The organism is Acinetobacter sp. AB03, assembly GCF_058107045.1.
In genome coordinates this window covers 294235-315255 of the sequence record NZ_JBUEBA010000002.1, presented here as the reverse complement: position 1 = coordinate 315255, position 21021 = coordinate 294235, and the positions used below count along the sequence as shown (strand labels likewise).

Here is a 21021-nt window from a genome sequence, read left to right as displayed (position 1 = left end):
TTTAAAACAGCAATTGGGTTCTTTAAGTTCGCATAAACCGTAAGCTAAATTAAGTCATTTTCAATGTATTCATTTTAATGACATCAATATTTAGTATCCTCCTTTGCTGTTCTCCGAGGTCCCAAACATGTTCGCAAAAAGAGTTAGCTCGACCACCATGGTTCTTTTCTGCTTTGCTATTGTGTTGCTAAGCTCGATCAGTACCACTATTTTTTCTGAAAGTGCGTTTAATGACAATGCATCCATCAGCATCACCGTATTTGCAGGTATCGGCTTAACCCTGACCGCAGCAAAATTATTGTTTGATGCGATTCACAGCATCTGTAACCCATAATCGCCTTTCTTTTCACTGTTGATAAAAAAACACTGAACGCTTTAGCCTGCGTGTAATTTGCCGTATATTGAACAGCATTTCTCACATGGATTTGGTGCGATGAGCAAACAATTCGCTGTCATTGGCAACCCGATTGAGCAGTCTCGCTCACCTGAACTTCACCATGCGTTTGCACAAAAAATGGGGCTCGACCTCAACTATAGTAAACGTCTTGCACCGCTCGATGGCTTCCTCGCCAACATCCAAGAATTTTTCTCACAGGGTGGCATTGGTCTTAATGTTACGGTCCCGTTTAAAGAACAAGCCTTTGCCGCCTGCGCAGTCCTCACTGAACGCGCTAAAATCGCAAAAGCAGTCAATACGCTGTGGATGGTCGATGGTCAATTACATGGTGACAACACCGATGGACAAGGATTAGTAGATGCCATTCGTGCGTTGGACTGGAGCTTAGACCAGACTGATGTACTGATCATCGGTGCAGGTGGTGCAACTCGCGGCGTCATTTATCCACTGGTCCAAGCAGGGGTGAAGAAAATTGTGATTGCCAATCGTACTCTTGCCCGTGCAGAGCAACTGGTGAGTGACTTAAAAACAGCTGTACCGCAAGCGACATTGCAAGCCATCGGCTTAGATGCACTCGAAGGTCAGTTTGACTTGGTGATTAATGCAACCTCTGCCAGCCTAAGTGGCGATGCCTTAATTCTGCCTGAAGCTCTGCAATTTCAACATGCTTATGAAATGGCCTATGGCAAACCCTCGACTTTTTTAGATCAAGCCAAAATTCGCGGCGTACCCACCTCTGAAGGCTACGGCATGCTCGTGGGCCAGGCGATTGAATCTTTTTCGATTTGGAATGGTATCAAACCAAACCTGAAAGATTTTTTATAAACTAAAAAAAAAAGAACCTCCGCAGAGGTTCTTTTTTTCAGATTAGTTCATGTGTTTCTGTACAGCTTTATAGGTCTCGTAATAGGTCGAGTCGCTAAAGAAGTCGTCATGTTCAAGCTTCAAACCTTGTAACGATTTTTCTGTCAATTGACCTTTTAAGTCATCTGCAAATGCTTTAGCAAAGACTTGTGCAGACTGAGTCAAATATGCAATCTGCTCTGGCTCAATTTCATAGGTATCGGTAAATTTGTCTTGATAGACCTGAGCAAAGACCGCTTGCTTGGTTTTGTATTTCTTCGCCAAATCCTTCCAATGCTGATTTTCTTGTACATTTTCCAACGCATCATTAACGATATTGGTGATACTTTCTCCCAGCTCATCAAAGTCTTGTTCATGTTGTAAAGCATGTTTTTGACGTAACTGAGTCAGACGTTTAAGTGCTGCACCCTTCGGCTCTGCAACATCCATGAACTCATAGGCATACACTTCTGAAATTTCATTGATGGTCGCTGAGCTATAGTAACGAATATATTCTGGACGCTGTGCGGCAAACATCAAAGCAAATACTGCTTGATAGGCTTTGACTTCAGAATGCTGACGTGCATAGCTTTGCTGCGCTGCCTGCTGGTAATAATCTGAAATAGCCTTAGGTAACGCTGTCGTGCTTGATGATGCGCTCTCTGCACTTGATGAATCAGCACCTAACGGACCCAGCATGCCTTTCACTACATTTTCCAGCAGTGAACCTTTAGACACTTCCTCAATCGATTTGGCATTTCTTAAAGCTTGACGGTCAATGGCGGTCGCACTGCCATAATTAAACACCTGATTGGTGCTCTTAATTTGTAGCTTACCAATTTGCTCATCGCTAATCACAATGTTGTAATCCATGTTTTGCGCACGACCTTTTTGGTCGAGTCCAACATCCATCACAAACGGTGAACGCTCGCTACCCAGCTGTGCCATGATCGGTGTAATTTCAGCCTGATGTTTTTGCCAAAGTTGTTTAAAGCTCTGTGCCTCTACCAGTTGCTCTGTTTGATACGCGCTAAAGAGTGGTTTCAACTCTTCCAAAACATTGGTCGCTGCTTGTCCAAAAGTCTCTTCATCTATAGATTCATTGGTTACTTTAGGTGCAAGTACATCAATATCTTGATAATCACGGCATGCGGTCACTTTACCAATAGGAATGTTCTTGCTGTTGATGAGCGCATCGCAAGCTTCTTCAGATAGCGTATTTGGTGCTGCAGAAGCAGTCACTTCAGTTGCTGTCTCATCAGCATCTTCTGTCGCGGCCTGCGCATAAGCCACATCTGCTGCTGCATCAACCGTAGCATCGGCAGCGGCATCTACAACAATGTCTTGTTCATCGCTCTGCCCATAACCACTCAAGTTCTGCATTTTTTGGTTCACCAAATGACTGACACGTTCGAGTGAATCATAGGCTGGGTCTTCACTTGCGCTACTTGCAGCAATCTCTGCTTCTTTCGCCGCCTGCATTGCATCTTCCGCTGCGCTTGGTGTTTTTGCAGCATCCTCAATCAGACGCTCAGCATCAAAAGCTTGTATCTGCTGGGTATAGTGCAGTTTATTGACGTATTCAAACAAGCCCAATTGTACTTGTGCTGTTTCTAAGTCACCCATATAGCGAATTTTTTTGCTTAGGCCTGCTTCTTTTTCTGACTTGCTTAAATCAACACTATGCACTTGATTTGGCTCTGCCAAAGCATATGGCAGTGCATTCATTTGCTTTAAATATTCTGCAAACTTTTTAAAATCAATATGACCGAATGCGTCTTTATGCTTAGAAAAGTCAATATAGGCAAAGCGATCCTGACTTTCACGGTTTACCATAAACGGCATAAAGGCAAAGTAGTTGGTGTAAAATTTATAGTCATTAAAATCAACCACCATCGGCAACTGTGCTTGCACTTGTAAGGTTGGTTTTTGATAACTTAACTGCAAAGTCAATGCTGCCAATTTTTGACGGAAATGCACAGAGCCCTGATAACTAAATTGTAAGTCATTGAGTAAATTTACCAAAGATTCTGCGATTTGAACCTTAGCAGAACGTGATTCACCACTGCCATACAACGATGCATACGGATTTTGTTCACGCGCAAGTGCATCATATAGGGCTTGTTTTTCTTTGGCGGTAAAGGAAATCTTTTGATTTTTTAATAGTTGATCTAATTGTTTTTTCAACTCTGGATCTAAGTTCGCCCCATTTGACTGAACATTGGACTTGGAATTTGACTGAGTATTTGGCTTGGACTCATTAAAATTAAAGTCAGATTGAATAGAGAACTGACCTTTAAAATCATAGCTGGCATTTTCAAACATGGCATTAAGACCATGCGTGGCTTGTTGCCCGAGCTGCTGATCTGAAGAGGCATTGGATTTAATGACATGCTGAGTACACCCACTGATACTCAAACCCAATAAACAAAGTGTTATATATTTTAAGCGCATAATACTTGCTGAAAACCTGAGTTAATTATAGTTTATTAAAAAAGTACATGATCAAAAGACCACCGAGTCAGTGTAACAGAACTGTCTTTTTAGATTGATGATTTTATCTACCAATTCGCCTTTCTGACATTTTCTCAAGTCGGATCTATCAATGTATTTTGATACGATGTATGAATAATGAAATGATCGATTTAAATAATCCAATACTATTTCTAAATTAGGATTACACACATGCCTGCATATAAAGCTCCCTTACATGATATTCGCTTCTTAATGAATGAAGTGCTGGACTATCCTGCACATTATCAAACTCTATCGAATGGTGAAGCTGCCGACGCTGATACGGTAGATATGATCTTAGAAGGCGCAGCAGATTTTTGTGAAAATATTTTATCTCCTTTAAACCAATCGGGCGATGAAGAAGGTTGTACCTTCGACAATGGTGAAGTGAAAACACCAAAAGGCTTCAAAGAAGCTTATGACCAGTTTGTCCAAGGTGGCTGGCAAGGTTTGTCTTTCCCTGAAGAGTTTGGCGGTCAGAACCTGCCACAATCATTAAACCTAATTAAATCGGAAATGATGGGCACAGCAAACTGGTCTTTCCAAATGTACCCAGGTTTAAGCATCGGCTGTATGAACACCATTTTACAGTTTGGTACAGACGAACAGAAAAATCTGTACATGCCGAACTTAGTGGCAGGTACATGGTCTGGTACCATGTGTTTAACTGAACCTCAGTGTGGCACCGACTTAGGTCAAGTAAAGACCAAAGCAGAATTAAATGCCGATGGCACTTATAACATCTCAGGCACCAAAATCTTCATCTCTGCAGGTGAACAAGATTTAACTGAAAACATCATTCACATCGTACTTGCTCGTCTTCCAGATGCACCTGCAGGCACCAAAGGGATTTCTCTGTTCATTGTGCCTAAATTCTTGGTCAATGCAGACAGCAGCCTTGGTGAACGTAACCCTGTGACCTGTGGTTCAATTGAACATAAGATGGGGATTCGTGCTTCTGCAACCGCAGTATTGAACTTTGATAATGCTGTCGGTTACTTGATTGGTGAGCCAAACAAAGGCTTACATGCCATGTTCACCTTCATGAACACCGCACGTATCGGTACTGCCATTCAAGGTATAGCACATGCTGAGCTTTCATTCCAAGGTGCACTTCCATATGCCAAAGAACGTATGTCGATGCGTGCACTTTCTGGCAAGAAAGACCCTGAAAAAGTGGCGGATGCCATTATTCATCACGCTGACGTTCGCCGTATGTTGCTAACACAAAAAGCGATTGCTGAAGGCGGTCGCTCAATGATTTATTACGCAGCGCAAATTGCCGACAAAATGGCAGATGCGCTTGAACGTGGCGATACTGCTGCATTTGAAGCACATGATGATCACTTAGGATTCTATACCCCAATTTTAAAAGGCTTCTTAACTGAATTGGGCTTGGAAGCTGCAAACCACGGTATGCAAATTTACGGTGGTCATGGCTACATTAAAGAATGGGGTATGGAGCAGATTGCACGTGATGCACGCATTGCGACACTGTATGAAGGCACAACAGGTGTTCAAGCACTTGACTTAATTGGTCGTAAAGTACTTCTGACCTCTAAAGGTAAAGTAATTCGTGACTACACCACTGAAATTTTAAAATTCTGTGGTCAACAGGCACGTAATAAATACATGCGTCGTTTTGCATGGGACTTAACCAAAGTATGTGCGCAGTGGAATGCCTTAACTGTTCGTATTATGCTAGCAGCTCGTAAAGACCGTGACGTGGTATCTTCAGCTTCTGTCGATTTCTTGATGTTCTCAGGCTATGTGATGATGGCGTATTTCTGGGCACAACAAGCGGCTGTGGCTTCAGAAAAATTGGCTTCTGGTGATGGCAAAGAATCTGCTGAATTCTATAAAGCGAAAATTAAAGTCGCTGACTTCTACTTCGAACGTTTATTGCCACGGACCCAAGGACATGCTGAAGCAATGGTCAATCCTTCAAAAACCATGACTTCTTTAGCACCTGAACACTTTAGCTTTGACTACTAATTAACAGTATTAGACCGATAAAAAGAGCGCCTAGGCGCTCTTTTTATTTCTTGTTCGACCTTATATTTCCATAAACCTGCAACTTCATAGTTGCTGCTGTTCTCTTTCACATATTGCAAAAATCATTTAACAAAAAAAATAATATAAATATTCAATTACATCAGAATAACAAATATGATTAGCGTTTAAATATCAATAAAGGAAATAACAATGTTAAAAATGTATAAGCTGAGCTACTATATCTTTCCGCTCATGCTGGGCTTTTTATCAATGGACACTATTGCGGCAATCAATGTTTATGGTCCAGGTGGGCCAGCACCAGCGATGCATGAAGCAGCGAAACAATTTAAAAATAAGACAGGGATAGATGTCCATGTAACCGCTGGTCCTACTTCACAATGGGCCGACAAAGCCAAACTCGATGCAGACGTCATCTATAGCGGTTCGGAAGCCATGATGTCTGATTTTGAAAGCGTATTTGCCAACAAAATCGTAAAGGACTCAATTGAGCCACTCTACTTACGCCCTGCTGCCATTTTAGTCAGAAAAGGCAATCCTAAACATATTCAAGGATTTAAAGACCTAAGCAAGCCAAACACCAAAGTTTTGGTCACCCATGGCGCAGGCCAAGTGGGTATGTGGGAAGATATTGCAGGTAGAACAGGCAACATTCAGCTCACAAAATCATTCCGTAAAAATATCGCCATGTATGCACCCAATACAGGCGCAGCGAAAAAAGCATGGGAAGCGGACAGCAGCTATGATGCATGGTTAGTGTTTAATATTTGGGGGGTCAGTAATCCAGACATTGGGCAAATTATTCCGATCGAACCTGAACTGGTGATTTACCGTGATGCAGGTATCGCCCTGACACAACACAGTCTAAAAAATCCTGAAGCGAAAAGTTTTATTACGTTTTTAAGTTCTGCTCAAGGCAGTGCGATTTTTAAACAGTATGGTTGGAACAAATGAGTGCTTAATTTTAATCTTTTTTCCACATAAAAGATCAGTTTCCAATCTTAAATACTAGAACTTTTAACAAGTAAATTGGACATAAAAAAGAGCGCCACGGCGCTCTTGATTTCAGAAAACAATAATTACTGAACCTCGGCCAAAAGCGCTTGTGCTGCCATTTTACCCAAGGTATTCGATGCCAAAGGACTATCTCCTGTAATTAGCTTACGGTCTTGAATACACTGTCCCGACATCTCTTTATTGACCACTTCAACACCCAACTTTTCTAAGCGATCTGCCAGTAACCATGGTAACTCCCCCGGCATATAGCCAATTTCTAAGTTGGTCCCTTGATCGAGTGCATCGGGGAAAACACACATTTTGTACGCTTTAAAAATATAATTTTCAGGGGCTTCATTAAATGCGGCAGCCAATAAGCCTGCTGGCCCATGACACAGCGAAATGACAAATTTATCTTTTGCCACCGCCCACTTCAGTAAGGTTTTTAAGTCTTCACTTTGAGGTAAACCAATCAAAGCACCATGCCCACCGGGAATAAGAACGACCAAATAGGGAGAGTCATCACCTAAACTGTTTTTCAGTACATCTGCCAGTTTTAAGGGTTTCTTAAATTGGGCTAAGTATTTTTGAAATGTTGCAGGCACGACAGCATCTTCATGGGGCATCGCCCACATTTCAAGTTTAACGGGATTGCCGGATAACGTAGCAATATCAATGTCAAAGCCTGCGCGATCTAAATGATACATAGGCAGTAAAGTTTCTACTGGATGGTTGCCTGTGGAGAAGAACTTGCCATTTTTCATCAGTAGATAACGCTCATCGCTTGCGACCATCAAAACTTTTTTATGCCCAATATAGGGTGTTGGATAGTCGGTTCCATCGAAGTCGGTTTTACTGGCGGTGTATTGGGAAAGTGAATAAGGCGATGGAAAGAATGCATTATCTTCAGCTAAATCAGGGCTTGGATTACGGTCTTGGCTGGTCTGTGCCATGCTGATTCTCCTTTATTATTGCTTGGTTATTTTCAGTTTTACGAAACCTAGAGTTCTGTATTACAGCTCATTTATTCAGCATAACAAAGTTTCAAAGTGGCTCTGTTTTAAGATGTAAATATAAGCTTGCCTATATGACAAGATAAACATTTGGACAATAAAAAACCCCGACATCCTGTCGGGGTTTTTCGTATTAAGTGCTGAGGTATGACTCCTGTCGTACTTTCGTCCTTGAGCTGATCTTTATTGTTATTCTATTGGAGCATCCTGCTCTCTATGGTTCTATATTAGAAAACTTACAGGCAGACGTATAGGCGCAAAAAGAGGGAATTAATGTAAGCTAATTCGTACAAATGAATCAACGCTATTCATTAGCGGCTGAATCAAAAATAACTGGCTATTTAATGTCTGATGATTATTAACTCGCTTAATTTCACACACAAGTATTCTTTGAGACTTTATGTTTTAATTCTTGTGTATTTTAGCTGGGTTTAATCCTGATGAGAAAGCAATATCATTTTAGAAAAGTTGAAAACGATACCCATATTTGGGATGTCGATCGCTTGGTCGAACTCACTCAATCTTTTCAAGTCAGACAAGTTCCGCTATCAGACATCAAGGAATTAGACGAAGCTTATTGGTATCCAGATACTCACCCAACCACTCAAGACATTATTGCGCATATGCAACTCATTCTAGAGGCAGATTTAGCTTATCCCATCATTTTATGTGCTCAAGGCCGATTAATGGATGGTATGCACAGAGTGGGAAAAGCAAAAATTCTAGGCAAAGAGTCCATTTCTGCGGTTCAATTTGATACAAATCCGCAACCTGACTTTATCAATGTGCATGAAGATGATCTGATCTATGATGATTAAATCATCCAGTCATTTTTTAAATCAAAACAATATAGATACATGAAACAATAATCACAGATTGGGCTTTGAATGAGACTTTATGTAAAAAGTGGGATTGAATCGTAAGCTTTATATTGTTTAATATTTAAGCTAAAACTTAAGTGAACTTAAAAGAAAATATCTATTCAAATTGTGGATATACGAAATCGTAATACCCTGTTTTTATACGTTTCACTATATCAAAAGGGTTCACAACCACCCCTATTTCGGCTTTACGGTTTTCCCCCTCTAACTCTCCAACATAAGTAAATTGATCATCATTGATGTGCCATACATACCAGTTTTGAGATATTTTTATTGTTTCCTCTCCTACTTTCGCACCATAATCTATTGAATCTCTAAATAGAATTTTAGAAATATCTCCAAGCTCCGTACTCTTGCCAATTTTAGTCCACAGATCCATTTTTACTCCCCATCTCGTCACACAGTGGGCATAAAACTCGACCTCACCATGAACAATATCCGATATGTCAGGGTGAGGTCCACATGGATACTCAGTTTTAAATGCCCTAATCACATCACTATTCAGTTGTGTTTGATCATAAGCAATAAGTTGAAAATATTTCTTCGTGCCATGCTCTAAGTCTACAGAAAAAATATCGCCGATCTTTGTATAAACTCTTGCCATGCTTGAATACCCAAATTCTCAGTTTTTTAATTAAATGAAGATTCTTACTGAAGGCCGTGATATTCGTTCCCCCAATTTCATGTCTTCTATTTTTTCTCACATATCTTAGCCGACTACGAAATGAAGACTGTGCCGTGCTGATTTATAGGTCTTACAATCAATAACAGTAAAACAATTTTTATTATATAAATCTATATCTTATAAAAAATATCAAAAATTAGAATTTTTATAGAAATTCCACAGCGCATGTATCGCTTTTGAGCCAAATTCAAAGCCATGATGGCAACTCACACAAGCATGGCTTTATAAAATTTAGATAAATTCTTCCAACACTGAGTTTAAAAATACATGCCCTTGCTCGGTACATGCTAAGCGCATGGCATCATCCACCATTAATTTTCGACTGCGTAGTGAGTCTAACGTTTCAGCCAAACTATCCAGATTCAAACCTGTACGCTGCGCATAATATTCAACTGCAACCCCATCATTTAAACGCAAAGCATTCATCATAAATTCAAATGGAAGTTCGTCGGCTTCAATCCGCTTAAACTGCACATGCTCCGCAGGGACTTTAGCCAAATAGTCTTTGGGTAAACGAGTTTTCTGGAACCGATAGACCCCATCTGGCTGGGTCACTTTGGCATGTGCACCTGCCCCTATCGCTAAATAGTCGCCAAACTGCCAGTAATTCAAATTATGCGCGGAAGGCTGCTCTTTACGCCATGCCGAAACTTCATAATTAATAAAGCCCTGCGCTTTTAAATAAGCTTCACCTTGGGCTTGAATCTCTTCAAGCACCTCGTCCACAGGTAAGACAGGCTTGGTTCTAAAGAACACGGTATTGGGTTCAATCGTGAGTTGATACCATGAAATATGCGTTGCACCATTGTCTACGGCCAGCTTTAAATCCAGTAAAGCTTGTTCTAAAGTTTGCTCAGGTAAACCATGCATGAGGTCGACATTAATTCGCTGAAAGCCTGCATCACGCGCAAGACCAATCGCAGAAATCGCATCGGCGTTACTGTGAATTCGTCCCAACTTGGTCAAATGTTCAGTATTAAAACTTTGAACCCCTATCGACAACCGATTGATACCTGCCGCTAAATAATCGGCAAAAGGGTCATGTTCCACTGTACCCGGATTGGCTTCTAAGGTAATTTCACAATCCGCTTCAAAAGGCAGCAGTGCTTTCAACTGCACAAATAACCATTGATAGCCTTGTGCTGAAATGAGAGACGGTGTTCCGCCCCCAATAAACACACTATGAATATGACGCCCTTGAGCAAACTCGAGTTGAGTTTTAAAGTCTTCCACCAAAGCATGTAAATATTCTTGCTCTAAATCTAAAGACAGTTTGCCATCTGGCACCGCATGCGAGTTGAAGTCGCAATAGGGACACTTACGCACACACCACGGCATATGAATATATAAAGACAACGGAATATTTGCAGGATGTAAATCAGTCAAGGAAGAGACTCTAAAGCACAGCGGTAATCTTGCATATTTTAACATGACTGCATCAAGACACTTATGAAATCTGTGTCTATTTGGATTAGACTGATAAAAAGACAAGAAGAATGAATGGTTTAAAATGATGAAAATATCGAGCCAATTGCTGTTTATGTTACCGCTTGCTTTCGGTATTGGTATTGCTATGACCTTTCAAACTGCACTGAATACACAACTCCGAGAATATCTATACTCCCCCCTGCAAGCTGCACTGTTATCCTTTTTCGTTGGAACCTGTGTGTTAGCGCTTTTAGTTTTGTTGCAGCCTGTCGACAAACCACAGTTACATGCTTTTTCCAATATTCCTTGGTACTTATGGCTCGGCGGATGCCTAGGGGTTTATGCCATCAGTATAAGCATCTATACTGCGCCTCAATTAGGCTTTCTCACGTTTTCAGGCTTAGTCATTTTTGGACAAATCCTGACTTCAATGATTTTTGACCACTATGGTCTACTTGGTACCGAAAAAACGCCTGTTAATTGGCAGCGTTTACTTGGTGGCGTCGTAATTTTTATTGGTGTGCTTCTCACTTTACAACGCTGAATTTATTTAGACCAAGCACATGATGAATATGAGTAATTTTTGTGTCGACTACAAATAAAATCACCTCCCATCGTTTCGAATTAAAAAAGTTATTGGTACTCATGCTACCCATCCTGATCACGCAGTTTTCTCAAGCGGGTCTTGGGTTGATTGATACCATCATGGCAGGGCATTTATCCCCTACTGATTTAGCCTCAATTGCTGTCGGTGTTGGTTTATGGATACCTATCATGTTGCTGTTTAGCGGTATCATGATTGCCACCACACCATTGGTGGCCGAAGCGAATGGTGCACGTACACCTGAAAAAATCGCCACCATTGCTCGTCAATCCCTTTGGGTCGCCTTTATTTTGGGCAGCATTGCGGGTTTAATTTTACAAAGCATGCCACTCTTACTGCCACTCATGGGTGTACCTGCAAACTTATTGCCTAAAGCCAGCCTATTTTTACATGCCATTGGCTTTGGTATGCCTGCGGTAACGATGTATGCAGCACTGCGCGGATACTCAGAAGCACTCGGCCATCCACGTCCTGTGACCGTCATTAGCTTAGCGGCCTTGGTCCTTTTGGTTCCACTGAACTTTGTCTTTATGTATGGTTTCGGCCCGATTCCAGCACTCGGTTCAGCAGGCTGTGGATTTGCCACTGCGATTTTACAATGGATCATGTTTTTCACCTTGGCCACTTATATTTTTAAAGCCTCGGCATATCAAAAAACTCAAGTGTTTAGCACTTGGGAGAAGATGGATCGCTACTGGATCGAGCGTATTTTAAAACTTGGTTTACCTATTGGCTTAGCTATTTTCTTCGAAGTCAGTATTTTTAGTACTGCTGCGATTATTCTGAGCCCACTGGGTGAAACCATTGTGGCTGCGCATCAAATTGCAATGTCGGTCACCTCTCAGTTGTTTATGATTCCGATGTCTCTTGCCATCGCCCTGACTATTCGTGTCGGGACTTATTATGGCGAGAAAAACTGGATCGCAATGCGAAAGGTGCAAAAACTCGGACTGGCTACTGGTACGGTTTTGGCGCTGATGACCATGCTGCTGATTGCACTGTTTCGTCCTGAAATTGTGGCGATTTATATCTCGGATCACGAAGTATCAGAGGTTGCGATGTATTTACTATTATTTGCACTTGCCTATCAGCTGATGGACGCTTGGCAAATTAGTGCCGCAGGCTGTTTACGCGGCATGCAAGATACCAAAGGCCCAATGTGGATTACCATGGTTGCCTATTGGATCGTGGCTTTCCCAGTCAGTATCTATTTAGCGCGCTACACCAACATAGGTGCAGCAGGTGTTTGGATTGGACTGATTGTCGGTTTAAGCGTGGCATGTGTCCTGCTCTTGCTCCGACTTTATAACAACAATAAACGTCTCAGTCAGGACTATCCATAAGTCATGCATGGCATGGAATATGAAGGAGCCAGACTCTTCTCCTATTCCAGTTTTTCTACTGTTGTGCCAAAGCGTCTTTCAGACCTTGTGGCACTTCACTCTCATCCTCAACGTCTTTAACCACCACCTGCCCAACGATCACCTCACTGCCATTAAAGGTCATGGTGGGTGAACCATACAGGCTATAGCCTTCATTCAGTGCTTTGGTGACGCGCGCACAAAAATGCACATCGTCCTTGCCTGTAAAATAACGATAAACTTTCATTTATTTCTTACTCAAAATTTTTCGCACAGTGTAACGCGATTTTTAAATGCAGCGACATCTTGTGTGCAATTCACTCAACTGACCACTATTATTTAAATAGAAACATCAGCTTAACAATTTAAAGTAGGCAGTTTTGCATTTGTCGCCTATGATCAAATCTGAGATGTAATGAAAATTCCCCGAGGAATATCGCATGGCAAATACGACTCGTACGCCCGGTCGTCGCTTTATGAAACTTGCCAGCATGACAGCAAGTATCGCAACCAAAACTGTGACCAATTCAATTAAAAACTTCAATGCCGATGAAGATAAAAAAAATGCGGCGCGCAGTCAGCTTTTTCAGGACATTGGACTTCAAATTGCAGACACCTTAGGTGAAATGAAAGGTGCCGTGATGAAAGTCGGGCAAATTGCATCTCAATACAAAGATATTTTCCCGCCTGAAGTGGCACGTGCAATTAGTAAATTACAACGCCAAGCGCCTGCCATGCCTTTTCAAGAGATCAAAGCTCAAGTTGAAAAAGAACTCGGCAAGCCGCTCAATCAAATTTTTACCACCTTTGATGAACAACCCTTTGCCGCAGCCTCCATTGGCCAAGTGCATAAAGCTACTTTACCGAGTGGTGAGCAAGTTGTAGTTAAAGTTCAATATCCGGGCATAGAAGAAGCCTGTGAAAGTGACTTAAAACAGGTCCGTTTAGCGCTTCGCTTGATGGGTGTACTTAAAATTGACCGTAAGCTGCAAGATCAACTCTTTAAAGAAATTCAGGACAGTTTAGACAACGAACTAAACTATCAAATAGAAGCCCAAAACTTAGAGGTCGCACGTACCTTTCATCAAGCTTTAGACCCTAAAATTATTATTCCTCAAGTCTACAAAGACTATTCAAGCCGCCACATTTTAACCTTAAGCTTGGAGCACGGTGAAAGCATTGAAACTGCCAGTACATGGTCACAAGACACACGCAATGAACTGGGGCGTCGTTTATTTCGTGCCATTGGCCGTGAGATTTTCTTCTTAAAGCGCTTCCACTGTGACCCCCATCCGGGCAACTTTGCTTTCCGAGAAGATGGTAGCGTGATCGTATATGACTACGGCGGTGTAAAAACCCTATCGACTGAAATCGTGATGCATTTTAAGCAGCTGATTCAAGCAGCGCGCGACAGTGATATCTTGGTCATGGAACAGCAACTGACTGCTTTGCACTCTATGTCTGAGCAAGGCAAGTTCCCTGCCGAACTGTATGAAGCATGGTTAGAAGTGCTCATGCGTCCACTGACTACGTTGTATGACTTTGCTGAGAACTCAGCGCATCATGATGGTATTGAACTGGTCAAACCATCGCTAAAATACTGGGATGTATTTAAACCCTCACCCGATACACTAATGGTCAATCGCACAGTCTCAGGACATTATTGGAACCTGATTCATCTCAAAGTGCACGACAACCTCAATGATCTATTTGAAGAGTTGGTCCCGCCTCCCGCCTAAATAAAGACTGCGGGCACGATAAAATCGCTACAACTCAATAAACCCAGTTACATAAAGTCACTGGGTTTATTTTGACTTCTAAATTGTTATATTATAACATTTCAAAATAATACATTTAAGGAGAAGTCTATGCGTGCCAATATTCATCCAGAGTATCGTGAAGTCCTGTTCCACGACACCAATGCCGACGCGTTTTTCGTGATCGGCAGTACCTTACAAAGTCATCAAACTCGTGAGTATGAAGGCAAGACTTATCCTTACGTCAGTTTAGATATCTCAAGTGCTTCACATCCGTTTTATACCGGTGAACAACGCCAAACCAGTAATGAAGGTCGTGTTGCAAGCTTCAATAAACGTTTCGCGCGTTTCAAACGCTCACAATAATTTCATTTTTCTTTAAGTTATACGCGTTATAGTAAAGATATCAAGAAGCCTAAGACCTCCTCCAGCTTAGGCTTCTTTTTTATGCGTTCTTTTCTGGTTCCTATTTTGACCAGCGTTTTTCTTAATGTTTAAGCACACTATCCAACAGATAAAATCCGATCCCAAGCACGATGACGCCCACCACTAAACTCGACAGTGCATAACTCAACGCTAGGACAGTTTGTCCCTGTCTAAATAACTGAAAAGTTTCGAGGCCAAAACTAGAAAATGTCGTGAAACCGCCCAATATACCCACCATCAAAAATAAACGTGCTTCTTGTTGCAGTACTGGAAACTTCTGGCTAAATGCAAAGAAAACACCTGCAGCAAAACACCCGATGATGTTGATCCACCATGTCGGCCATGGAAAACTCATACTCGGTTTAAACAACCATAATCCTGCACCGTAGCGTAAACAGGCCCCTATTCCGCCCCCCATTGCCACCAAGATCCAATTCATTGACCTATCCTATTCTTTACAAAATGCAGTATGGATAAGTCCGAAGTTATCCACAGTTCATCAACTATAATGCTATTAAACCTGAATCAATCCTCGTACTTCAAGGTTTTTCAACATCGGTTGTTGATCCCTACATATCTTGCTGTCTCACTCTCAAAGTGAGCATCAGCATTCAAACTCACACATGCTTTACATGGGATATTAAACCTAGCATCGCCGAATATCTTTACTTCACCCTAGTGTACTCTATGACCAATACAACATAGATTCCCAAAATCACTAGCACCCGTTCTTCATGCAAAACAGTCGGTTTTCTCTCGGGCAAAAACTCCCAAACATGCAATTTTTGGGTATGATGTGGACATAAATTTAGTCGGAAATAGACGCATGGCACAGGTATTATTGGCTCAGCTTGCAGCGGGCGAAGCAAAATTTTCAGATGTATTGGCTTTTATTGAAGCAGCCTATACACATACACCAACTGCATTTAAAAATGGTTTGCAGCACAATGCGGCAACTGAAAACCAAGGTAGCGCAAAAGTGTTTTCGTTTGCACAACTTCAAGGTCTCGATCAAACGCAAACTTTAAGCCTATTTGCAGAACACTATGCTTCCGTTTTAGCGACACCCGATGCAACAGATCATCAAAATATTCGTCAGTTCATGTTGAATGGATGGGATGGTATTGAATTTGAGGGTACGGCATTAACTGCAAAATAAAGATAAAAAACCACGTTCAAGTTACTTGAACGTGGTTTTAAACAAATACAAGATTAATTTTATTATCAGATAGTTATAAACACTATTAACATTGATACACCTATAAGCATCCACAGATTTGACCAATAGGTTTCACGTGGAGCAAGACTTCATATGGGTGTTAATCGTCTAAAAAAATTAAAACAACACGATGAAGTAACTCAGCGCTACTTCCAATTTATCCCTTTACCCGTTCGATCCATTGGATTGAGTTGACCCGAAATACTTCACATGCTCCATCGCCCGTATCGGTCGGGGTTAAGGATGAGGTCCAGACCATATCTTTGTCTTTAATTTCAACCAACTCGCCTTTTAAACGGACCAAATCACCACGTTTCACGTGTTTAATTTGTTTAGCAATTTCTGGGCTGGCTGGAATAATGTGCATATTTGACACCATTTGCATGGCTTGCTCGGCAGGCACAGGCAAACGATCAATTTTCCAGTTGAGATAACGGTCGTATTGATTCACGGTAATATGGCGTGCAATTTCAGGTTCAGCAAACAAGCCCCAACTCACGGCGTAGTCAATCGGAGAGAATTTAGCTTGTGCATCATCCGAATACATTTTAGAACCTAAAATTCGAAAATCACCTTTAAACGGTTTCAATACCGAAATCGATTGATCTTTAGAGGTCGGCGCTAAACCTTTGGCAATGTTGTAATCTACAGTGGCACTTGCACTGATGGGCAACAGCAAACTGCTGAGTAAACCGAGCAGGATAAATTTAGATTTCATTGCAAACCTCATTCCCATCGACCTAGGAAAATATGAACCAATTTTCATCTTAGTCCAGTTTCCTGAAAAGAAGCTTATGAACTTAGTAACATTGTGAACGAATTATGCAGTCTACTTTTAGCCACAACACTTTTCAGTTAGGCTAGAGCTGAAGAACAGAGCCCCAAAAACAATCATGCTTTATAAATACTATCAACAACACATCTTTCCACATGTCCTAAATCAGGTCATGCAAGTACCAAGCTTAATGGACAAGCGCCGCGAACTGCTTTTGCCAATTCAGGGAGAGGTATTGGAAATTGGTTTTGGTACAGGGCTGAATCTACCCTTTTATCAAAATGTCGATACTGTCTTTGCCCTTGAACCCAGTCCTGAAATTTATCATTTGGCTTTAGAGCGGGTACAAGCAGCAGCATTTGAAGTGCATCATGTACAAGCCCCTGCGGAAAAGCTGCCTTTTGCTGACCAGAGCCTTGAGCACGTAGTCAGTACATGGACACTGTGTAGTATTGCTGAGCTAGAACAGGCTTTGGCAGAAATATTACGCGTGCTCAAACCGGGTGGCACCTTTCATGTGGTGGAGCATGTATTAAATACAAATAACCTTTATATTCAGCGCCTACAACACTTACTCACGCCTGTGCAAAAGCGTTTAGCCGATGGTTGCCATCTCAATCGAAACATTGAACCGGCCTTAAAAGCAGCAGGTTTTAATTTGATAGAACAACACTACTTTTATGCCGAAGGTATTCCGAAACTCGGACAACTGATGTTTTTTGCACGTGCTCAAAAGCCACACTCAAGCGATGGATCATGATAGTCATGTAGAAAGCATCTGCTCTATATAAAGAAATGCCTTCATGGGTAGACATTATCAAGCTTATTCAATCGTATCAAAGTCGATGCGGACCGTTTCAAAACGAACTCGCCCAGCTTGAATCGCTTGGGCAATGGCAACTTGTCCTTTGGTTAACCTCGCCCCACCGCTTTTAATATCAATCAAAACAATTTCAATGTCCTCTGGTCGCCCTTCACCATCACGCAGGTCGGTATAACCATCAAAGACCACATAGTCGACAGGATCGCCCAAAAACTTAGCATCGCTAGGTAAGTATTCAAACTGCGGCATAATCGGTGCCAGTTGCTCCGCCATTTTACCTTTGAGCACTGCACGACTGGTATTGACACTGCGCTTTTGTGCTTGGGCCAAAGCCTGCTGATGCTCTAGTTCTAATTCGGCAATGTAGCGCTCATATTCTGCTTTGATGCGTCCATTTCGGCTGTGACTTAAAATAAGGGTGGTCAATACCACACCAATTGCTGCACCGATCAACATTGCCATCCATATGGACATGGTTCTTTCCTAATTTTGTGCTACAGGTAGCAAGATTTAAACTTACAACTTTGGTTTGGTGTCATATGCGACACACAAAAGAATGATATGCTAGGGGTGAGCAGAATAAAATCATTTAAGGTCATGAAAACGATATTAATCGCCAACCAAAAAGGTGGCTGTGGCAAAACGATAACCGCAATCAATTTAGCTTCGGCACTCGCACAAAAAGGTTATAAAGTGGCTTTGGCCGATGCCGATAATCAAAAATCTGCTCGTCAGTGGTTAAAACAGCGTCCAGAGCAAGTGGCGCATATTCAAAGTTTAGATTGGCGCCATGAGAAATCGATTGGTGAAGTGCCTAAAAATATTGAATATTTAATTATCGATGCACCAGGTGCACTGTCTGGTGAGCATGCCGAACAACTGGTCAGTGAGGCGCACGCGATTGTGACCCCACTGCAACCCTCGTTTTTTGATATTGACAGTACCCGTCGTTTTTTAAAGCATTTACAAGATATTAAACGCATTCGTAAAGGCAAAGTGCAAATTTTGCTTTTGGCCAATCGGGTCAAGGCCAACAGCGCCAGTGCCAAAGACATCCAAGATTTTTTTGCGAAAATTGAACAACAACCTGTAGCATGGATTTCAGAACGTACTGCGTATGGCCAATTGGCAATGCAAGGTTTAAGCGTATTTGATAAAACACAAAAGAATTACCTCTCCATTCAAAGCCAATGGCAACCGCTGCTGAACGCCATTGTCGATGACCCAAGTGCTTGGTTCTAAAATATTTTGCTATAGATAAAACGGGGCTATTCCCTATTTATAGTCGGTTATTCACGAGAACTTACCAAGGGTACGTTCTCGTGCGCATTTTTTTCAGTTAATATGACTTTGACCTTAGAGATATAGCAGTGAATACCGTGCAACGATACGCACCAGCCTTACAAAAAGTATTGTTATTTGGACTGATTTTTATTCTGTTCTATTTGAGCTTTCAAGTCCTGAAATACTTTATTGTACCTGTGCTTTGGGCTGCGATTATTGCCTACATCACTTGGCCTTTATATCACTCAGTGCAGAAACTCTGTGGACCGCGTCCAACCTTAAGTGCCACCATCATGATCAGTATGGTGGTATTAGTCGTCGGTATCCCGCTGACCTTTGCCATTTTTATGCTGCAGCATGAAGGCCGTAATCTATTTTATGAACTGCAAAGACAAGTGTTCTCAGGCCATTTAGATGTTCCGCAATTTATTCGGGACTTGCCCATTATTGGTAAAGAAGTCACCCGTACTTTAAAAGAAATCAACACCGATCCGAACAGTATTGTACAAAATGTCTCAGGCTGGTTTCAAAGCCACTTAAATTATGGTCGTTTGGTGCTGAGTGAAATCAGTAAAAATATTTTTAAACTCTGTTTTGCGGTGATGTCTTTATTCTTCTTCTATCGTGACGGACAAACCATTTTAAATCAGGTCAGTAAAGCGCTGGAGATGGTGATTGGCCCACGTATCCACCACTATTTAGACACCATTTCTGAAACCACGCGTGCTGTAGTCTATGGGGTTGGCCTGACTGCAATTGCGCAAGCACTCTTGGCAGGCCTGAGCTATTTTGTTGCTGGTGTCCCAAACCCAATGGTACTGACCATTGTGACCTTTATCTTTGCACTCATTCCTTTTGGCCCTCCTGTGGCATATAGTGCCGTGTCTTTATGGTTATTCTCTCAAGGACAAACCATTGAAGCGATTGGTGTGATGGTGTGGGGTATCTGTGTGGTCAGCACAGCAGACAATGTGATTCGCCCATTGGTGATCTCAGGTGCAACGCAAATTCCGTTCTTACTCATCATGTTTGGTGTATTGGGTGGTTTAGCCAGCTTTGGTATGGTCGGCTTATTTGTCGGACCCGTGATTTTAGCGGTACTGTTAGCCATTTGGCGCGAATGGCTACATGAACAAGTCAATGAACCCCTAATGATGCCGAAAGCGACATTGGCTTATGATTCTCTTGGAGAGCCTTTAGATACGCCCAAAAAATAAGTTCAGTGAAATGACTTGAGCGCATGCTTTCAATGAATCCATGCGTTTTTTTATGTCAGATACAAAAACGCTGTACGGACAATATTGAACCGAGGCCCTGGCTTTGTTTGAATGGTTCTGAATTTTAAGGAAAAAGGATCCAACATGTTGTCTTCTGCTTTCAAATTAAGTGCACTTGTGACTTTAATCGGTTTAGGGACTGTGGCATGTACCACTACACCTACTGAAACCAACACGATGGTCAAAGACGTCGATGTACACGCTGTTTCAACTGCTGGAGTAGGACAAAAAATTGGCACCATTCGTTTTATTGATAGCCCTGTTGGTTTGGCGATTCAAACCAATTTGACTCAACTTCCACCCGGCCCACACGGTTTTCATATCCATGAAAAAGGTTCGTGTGATGTAGCTGAAAAAGAAGGAAAACCTGTGGCTGCTTTAGCCGCTGGGGGACACTTTAACCCAGAAAAAGCGCCAAACCACGGCACACCACTGAATGGCCATATGGGCGATTTACCAATCTTGAATGTCGACTCAGCAGGTAATGCAAAAGTCAATTTACTCGCTCCTCGCTTAAGTTTAGCTGACGTTGAGGGCTTAGCGGTAATGGTGCATGCAGGTGGTGATAACTATTCAGACACCCCTAAACCACTTGGCGGTGGCGGTGACCGTATTGCGTGTGGCGTAATTAAATAAATCTATTATCCCATGCAGTGTGAATAAAGTAGTGTTTTGAACTCGCACATGTGGATAAGTTTCGACTTATACACACAATGCAGCGGAGC

The 21021-nt window shown here is 41.9% G+C and carries 22 protein-coding genes; 14 read left to right on the top strand and 8 right to left on the bottom strand.

Features of this window, described 5'->3' with window-relative positions:
* Positions 1 to 127: 127 nt before the first annotated feature.
* On the top strand, positions 128 to 334 hold the full coding sequence (locus ACY3FQ_RS01760) for a hypothetical protein (RefSeq protein WP_010327619.1): 207 nt from the start codon (positions 128 to 130) through the stop codon (positions 332 to 334).
* A 99-nt stretch (positions 335 to 433) separates the two neighbouring features.
* Entirely contained in the window at positions 434 to 1222 is a 789-nt protein-coding gene (aroE, locus tag ACY3FQ_RS01755; protein WP_279741332.1) for a shikimate dehydrogenase, read from the top strand.
* A 42-nt stretch (positions 1223 to 1264) separates the two neighbouring features.
* On the opposite strand, the gene ACY3FQ_RS01750 is transcribed toward aroE, so the two are convergent.
* Positions 1265 to 3694 (bottom strand): hypothetical protein, encoded by a 2430-nt coding sequence (locus tag ACY3FQ_RS01750; RefSeq protein WP_489773540.1) that lies wholly within the window; start codon positions 3692 to 3694, stop codon positions 1265 to 1267.
* A 231-nt stretch (positions 3695 to 3925) separates the two neighbouring features.
* Between ACY3FQ_RS01750 and ACY3FQ_RS01745 the strand changes: the two genes are divergently transcribed.
* Positions 3926 to 5749 carry an acyl-CoA dehydrogenase C-terminal domain-containing protein gene (locus ACY3FQ_RS01745; protein WP_279741336.1) on the top strand — a complete coding sequence of 608 codons (1824 nt, stop codon included), beginning with the start codon at positions 3926 to 3928 and terminating at the stop codon, positions 5747 to 5749.
* A 210-nt stretch (positions 5750 to 5959) separates the two neighbouring features.
* Positions 5960 to 6721, top strand: a complete 762-nt coding sequence (locus tag ACY3FQ_RS01740) for a substrate-binding domain-containing protein (RefSeq protein ID WP_489773539.1) — start codon at positions 5960 to 5962, stop codon at positions 6719 to 6721.
* 125 nt (positions 6722 to 6846) lie between these two features.
* Here the strand turns inward: ACY3FQ_RS01740 and hchA are convergent, their stop codons facing one another.
* Positions 6847 to 7716: a glyoxalase III HchA gene (hchA, locus tag ACY3FQ_RS01735; protein WP_279741340.1), complete on the bottom strand. Its 870-nt coding sequence runs from the start codon at positions 7714 to 7716 to the stop codon at positions 6847 to 6849.
* A gap of 500 nt (positions 7717 to 8216) precedes the next feature.
* On the opposite strand from hchA, the gene ACY3FQ_RS01730 reads away from it, so the two are divergent.
* Positions 8217 to 8594: a hypothetical protein gene (locus tag ACY3FQ_RS01730; RefSeq protein ID WP_236769223.1), complete on the top strand. Its 378-nt coding sequence runs from the start codon at positions 8217 to 8219 to the stop codon at positions 8592 to 8594.
* 160 nt (positions 8595 to 8754) lie between these two features.
* On the opposite strand, the gene ACY3FQ_RS01725 is transcribed toward ACY3FQ_RS01730, so the two are convergent.
* Together ACY3FQ_RS01725 and hemW are read right to left on the bottom strand one after the other, a co-directional pair.
* Positions 8755 to 9261 (bottom strand): hypothetical protein, encoded by a 507-nt coding sequence (locus ACY3FQ_RS01725; RefSeq protein WP_279741343.1) that lies wholly within the window; start codon positions 9259 to 9261, stop codon positions 8755 to 8757.
* A gap of 312 nt (positions 9262 to 9573) precedes the next feature.
* Positions 9574 to 10728 carry a radical SAM family heme chaperone HemW gene (gene hemW / locus ACY3FQ_RS01720; RefSeq protein ID WP_279741345.1) on the bottom strand — a complete coding sequence of 385 codons (1155 nt, stop codon included), beginning with the start codon at positions 10726 to 10728 and terminating at the stop codon, positions 9574 to 9576.
* A gap of 124 nt (positions 10729 to 10852) precedes the next feature.
* Here hemW and ACY3FQ_RS01715 point away from each other — a divergent pair, with 124 nt between their 5' ends.
* Together ACY3FQ_RS01715 and ACY3FQ_RS01710 are read left to right on the top strand one after the other, a co-directional pair.
* On the top strand, positions 10853 to 11314 hold the full coding sequence (locus ACY3FQ_RS01715; protein ID WP_279741347.1) for a DMT family transporter: 462 nt from the start codon (positions 10853 to 10855) through the stop codon (positions 11312 to 11314).
* A gap of 101 nt (positions 11315 to 11415) precedes the next feature.
* Positions 11416 to 12717, top strand: a complete 1302-nt coding sequence (locus ACY3FQ_RS01710; RefSeq protein ID WP_489774377.1) for an MATE family efflux transporter — start codon at positions 11416 to 11418, stop codon at positions 12715 to 12717.
* A gap of 55 nt (positions 12718 to 12772) precedes the next feature.
* On the opposite strand, the gene ACY3FQ_RS01705 is transcribed toward ACY3FQ_RS01710, so the two are convergent.
* Positions 12773 to 12982: a DUF1737 domain-containing protein gene (locus ACY3FQ_RS01705; RefSeq protein WP_004691402.1), complete on the bottom strand. Its 210-nt coding sequence runs from the start codon at positions 12980 to 12982 to the stop codon at positions 12773 to 12775.
* Positions 12983 to 13175: 193 nt separating this feature from the next.
* On the opposite strand from ACY3FQ_RS01705, the gene ACY3FQ_RS01700 reads away from it, so the two are divergent.
* Positions 13176 to 14474 carry an ABC1 kinase family protein gene (locus ACY3FQ_RS01700; RefSeq protein WP_279741350.1) on the top strand — a complete coding sequence of 433 codons (1299 nt, stop codon included), beginning with the start codon at positions 13176 to 13178 and terminating at the stop codon, positions 14472 to 14474.
* Between the two features lie 129 nt (positions 14475 to 14603).
* Positions 14604 to 14858, top strand: coding sequence for a type B 50S ribosomal protein L31 (locus tag ACY3FQ_RS01695; protein WP_004691406.1), 255 nt, complete (start codon positions 14604 to 14606; stop codon positions 14856 to 14858).
* A 121-nt stretch (positions 14859 to 14979) separates the two neighbouring features.
* Here the strand turns inward: ACY3FQ_RS01695 and crcB are convergent, their stop codons facing one another.
* On the bottom strand, positions 14980 to 15357 hold the full coding sequence (gene crcB, locus ACY3FQ_RS01690; RefSeq protein WP_004977981.1) for a fluoride efflux transporter CrcB: 378 nt from the start codon (positions 15355 to 15357) through the stop codon (positions 14980 to 14982).
* 387 nt (positions 15358 to 15744) lie between these two features.
* On the opposite strand from crcB, the gene ACY3FQ_RS01685 reads away from it, so the two are divergent.
* Positions 15745 to 16077 (top strand): HopJ type III effector protein, encoded by a 333-nt coding sequence (locus ACY3FQ_RS01685; protein ID WP_094148672.1) that lies wholly within the window; start codon positions 15745 to 15747, stop codon positions 16075 to 16077.
* 217 nt (positions 16078 to 16294) lie between these two features.
* Here the strand turns inward: ACY3FQ_RS01685 and ACY3FQ_RS01680 are convergent, their stop codons facing one another.
* Positions 16295 to 16855: a hypothetical protein gene (locus ACY3FQ_RS01680; protein ID WP_234963385.1), complete on the bottom strand. Its 561-nt coding sequence runs from the start codon at positions 16853 to 16855 to the stop codon at positions 16295 to 16297.
* A gap of 175 nt (positions 16856 to 17030) precedes the next feature.
* Between ACY3FQ_RS01680 and ACY3FQ_RS01675 the strand changes: the two genes are divergently transcribed.
* The gene (locus ACY3FQ_RS01675) at positions 17031 to 17672 is read left to right on the top strand and encodes a class I SAM-dependent methyltransferase (protein WP_279741353.1); all 642 of its coding nucleotides are present in this window, start codon (positions 17031 to 17033) and stop codon (positions 17670 to 17672) included.
* A gap of 63 nt (positions 17673 to 17735) precedes the next feature.
* On the opposite strand, the gene ACY3FQ_RS01670 is transcribed toward ACY3FQ_RS01675, so the two are convergent.
* Positions 17736 to 18209 (bottom strand): Holliday junction resolvase-like protein, encoded by a 474-nt coding sequence (locus ACY3FQ_RS01670; RefSeq protein ID WP_005401318.1) that lies wholly within the window; start codon positions 18207 to 18209, stop codon positions 17736 to 17738.
* Positions 18210 to 18332: 123 nt separating this feature from the next.
* Between ACY3FQ_RS01670 and ACY3FQ_RS01665 the strand changes: the two genes are divergently transcribed.
* The 3 genes from ACY3FQ_RS01665 to sodC all read left to right on the top strand — a co-directional run bounded on the left by ACY3FQ_RS01665 (position 18333) and on the right by sodC (position 20932).
* On the top strand, positions 18333 to 18977 hold the full coding sequence (locus ACY3FQ_RS01665; RefSeq protein ID WP_004977991.1) for a ParA family protein: 645 nt from the start codon (positions 18333 to 18335) through the stop codon (positions 18975 to 18977).
* Between the two features lie 137 nt (positions 18978 to 19114).
* Entirely contained in the window at positions 19115 to 20236 is a 1122-nt protein-coding gene (locus ACY3FQ_RS01660) for an AI-2E family transporter (protein WP_279741355.1), read from the top strand.
* A 144-nt stretch (positions 20237 to 20380) separates the two neighbouring features.
* A complete protein-coding gene (gene sodC / locus ACY3FQ_RS01655; protein ID WP_005401320.1) occupies positions 20381 to 20932 on the top strand; it encodes a superoxide dismutase family protein in 552 nt (183 codons plus the stop codon).
* The last annotated feature ends 89 nt before the right edge of the window (positions 20933 to 21021 follow it).

Bases quoted from the DNA above. Each gene is read 5' to 3' on its own strand.
- ACY3FQ_RS01665 (WP_004977991.1), top strand. From the start codon at position 18,333: ATGAAAACGATATTAATCGCCAACCAAAAAGGTGGCTGTGGCAAAACG.
- ACY3FQ_RS01745 (WP_279741336.1), top strand. From the start codon at position 3,926: ATGCCTGCATATAAAGCTCCCTTACATGATATTCGCTTCTTAATGAAT.
- ACY3FQ_RS01705 (WP_004691402.1), bottom strand. From the start codon at position 12,982: ATGAAAGTTTATCGTTATTTTACAGGCAAGGACGATGTGCATTTTTGT.
- ACY3FQ_RS01675 (WP_279741353.1), top strand. From the start codon at position 17,031: ATGCTTTATAAATACTATCAACAACACATCTTTCCACATGTCCTAAAT.
- hchA (WP_279741340.1), bottom strand. From the start codon at position 7,716: ATGGCACAGACCAGCCAAGACCGTAATCCAAGCCCTGATTTAGCTGAA.
- ACY3FQ_RS01750 (WP_489773540.1), bottom strand. From the start codon at position 3,694: ATGCGCTTAAAATATATAACACTTTGTTTATTGGGTTTGAGTATCAGT.
- ACY3FQ_RS01760 (WP_010327619.1), top strand. From the start codon at position 128: ATGTTCGCAAAAAGAGTTAGCTCGACCACCATGGTTCTTTTCTGCTTT.
- ACY3FQ_RS01740 (WP_489773539.1), top strand. From the start codon at position 5,960: ATGTTAAAAATGTATAAGCTGAGCTACTATATCTTTCCGCTCATGCTG.
- ACY3FQ_RS01730 (WP_236769223.1), top strand. From the start codon at position 8,217: ATGAGAAAGCAATATCATTTTAGAAAAGTTGAAAACGATACCCATATT.
- ACY3FQ_RS01715 (WP_279741347.1), top strand. From the start codon at position 10,853: ATGATGAAAATATCGAGCCAATTGCTGTTTATGTTACCGCTTGCTTTC.
- ACY3FQ_RS01725 (WP_279741343.1), bottom strand. From the start codon at position 9,261: ATGGCAAGAGTTTATACAAAGATCGGCGATATTTTTTCTGTAGACTTA.
- ACY3FQ_RS01670 (WP_005401318.1), bottom strand. From the start codon at position 18,209: ATGTCCATATGGATGGCAATGTTGATCGGTGCAGCAATTGGTGTGGTA.
- crcB (WP_004977981.1), bottom strand. From the start codon at position 15,357: ATGAATTGGATCTTGGTGGCAATGGGGGGCGGAATAGGGGCCTGTTTA.
- ACY3FQ_RS01685 (WP_094148672.1), top strand. From the start codon at position 15,745: ATGGCACAGGTATTATTGGCTCAGCTTGCAGCGGGCGAAGCAAAATTT.
- ACY3FQ_RS01700 (WP_279741350.1), top strand. From the start codon at position 13,176: ATGGCAAATACGACTCGTACGCCCGGTCGTCGCTTTATGAAACTTGCC.
- ACY3FQ_RS01680 (WP_234963385.1), bottom strand. From the start codon at position 16,855: ATGAAATCTAAATTTATCCTGCTCGGTTTACTCAGCAGTTTGCTGTTG.
- sodC (WP_005401320.1), top strand. From the start codon at position 20,381: ATGTTGTCTTCTGCTTTCAAATTAAGTGCACTTGTGACTTTAATCGGT.
- ACY3FQ_RS01710 (WP_489774377.1), top strand. From the start codon at position 11,416: ATGCTACCCATCCTGATCACGCAGTTTTCTCAAGCGGGTCTTGGGTTG.
- aroE (WP_279741332.1), top strand. From the start codon at position 434: ATGAGCAAACAATTCGCTGTCATTGGCAACCCGATTGAGCAGTCTCGC.
- ACY3FQ_RS01695 (WP_004691406.1), top strand. From the start codon at position 14,604: ATGCGTGCCAATATTCATCCAGAGTATCGTGAAGTCCTGTTCCACGAC.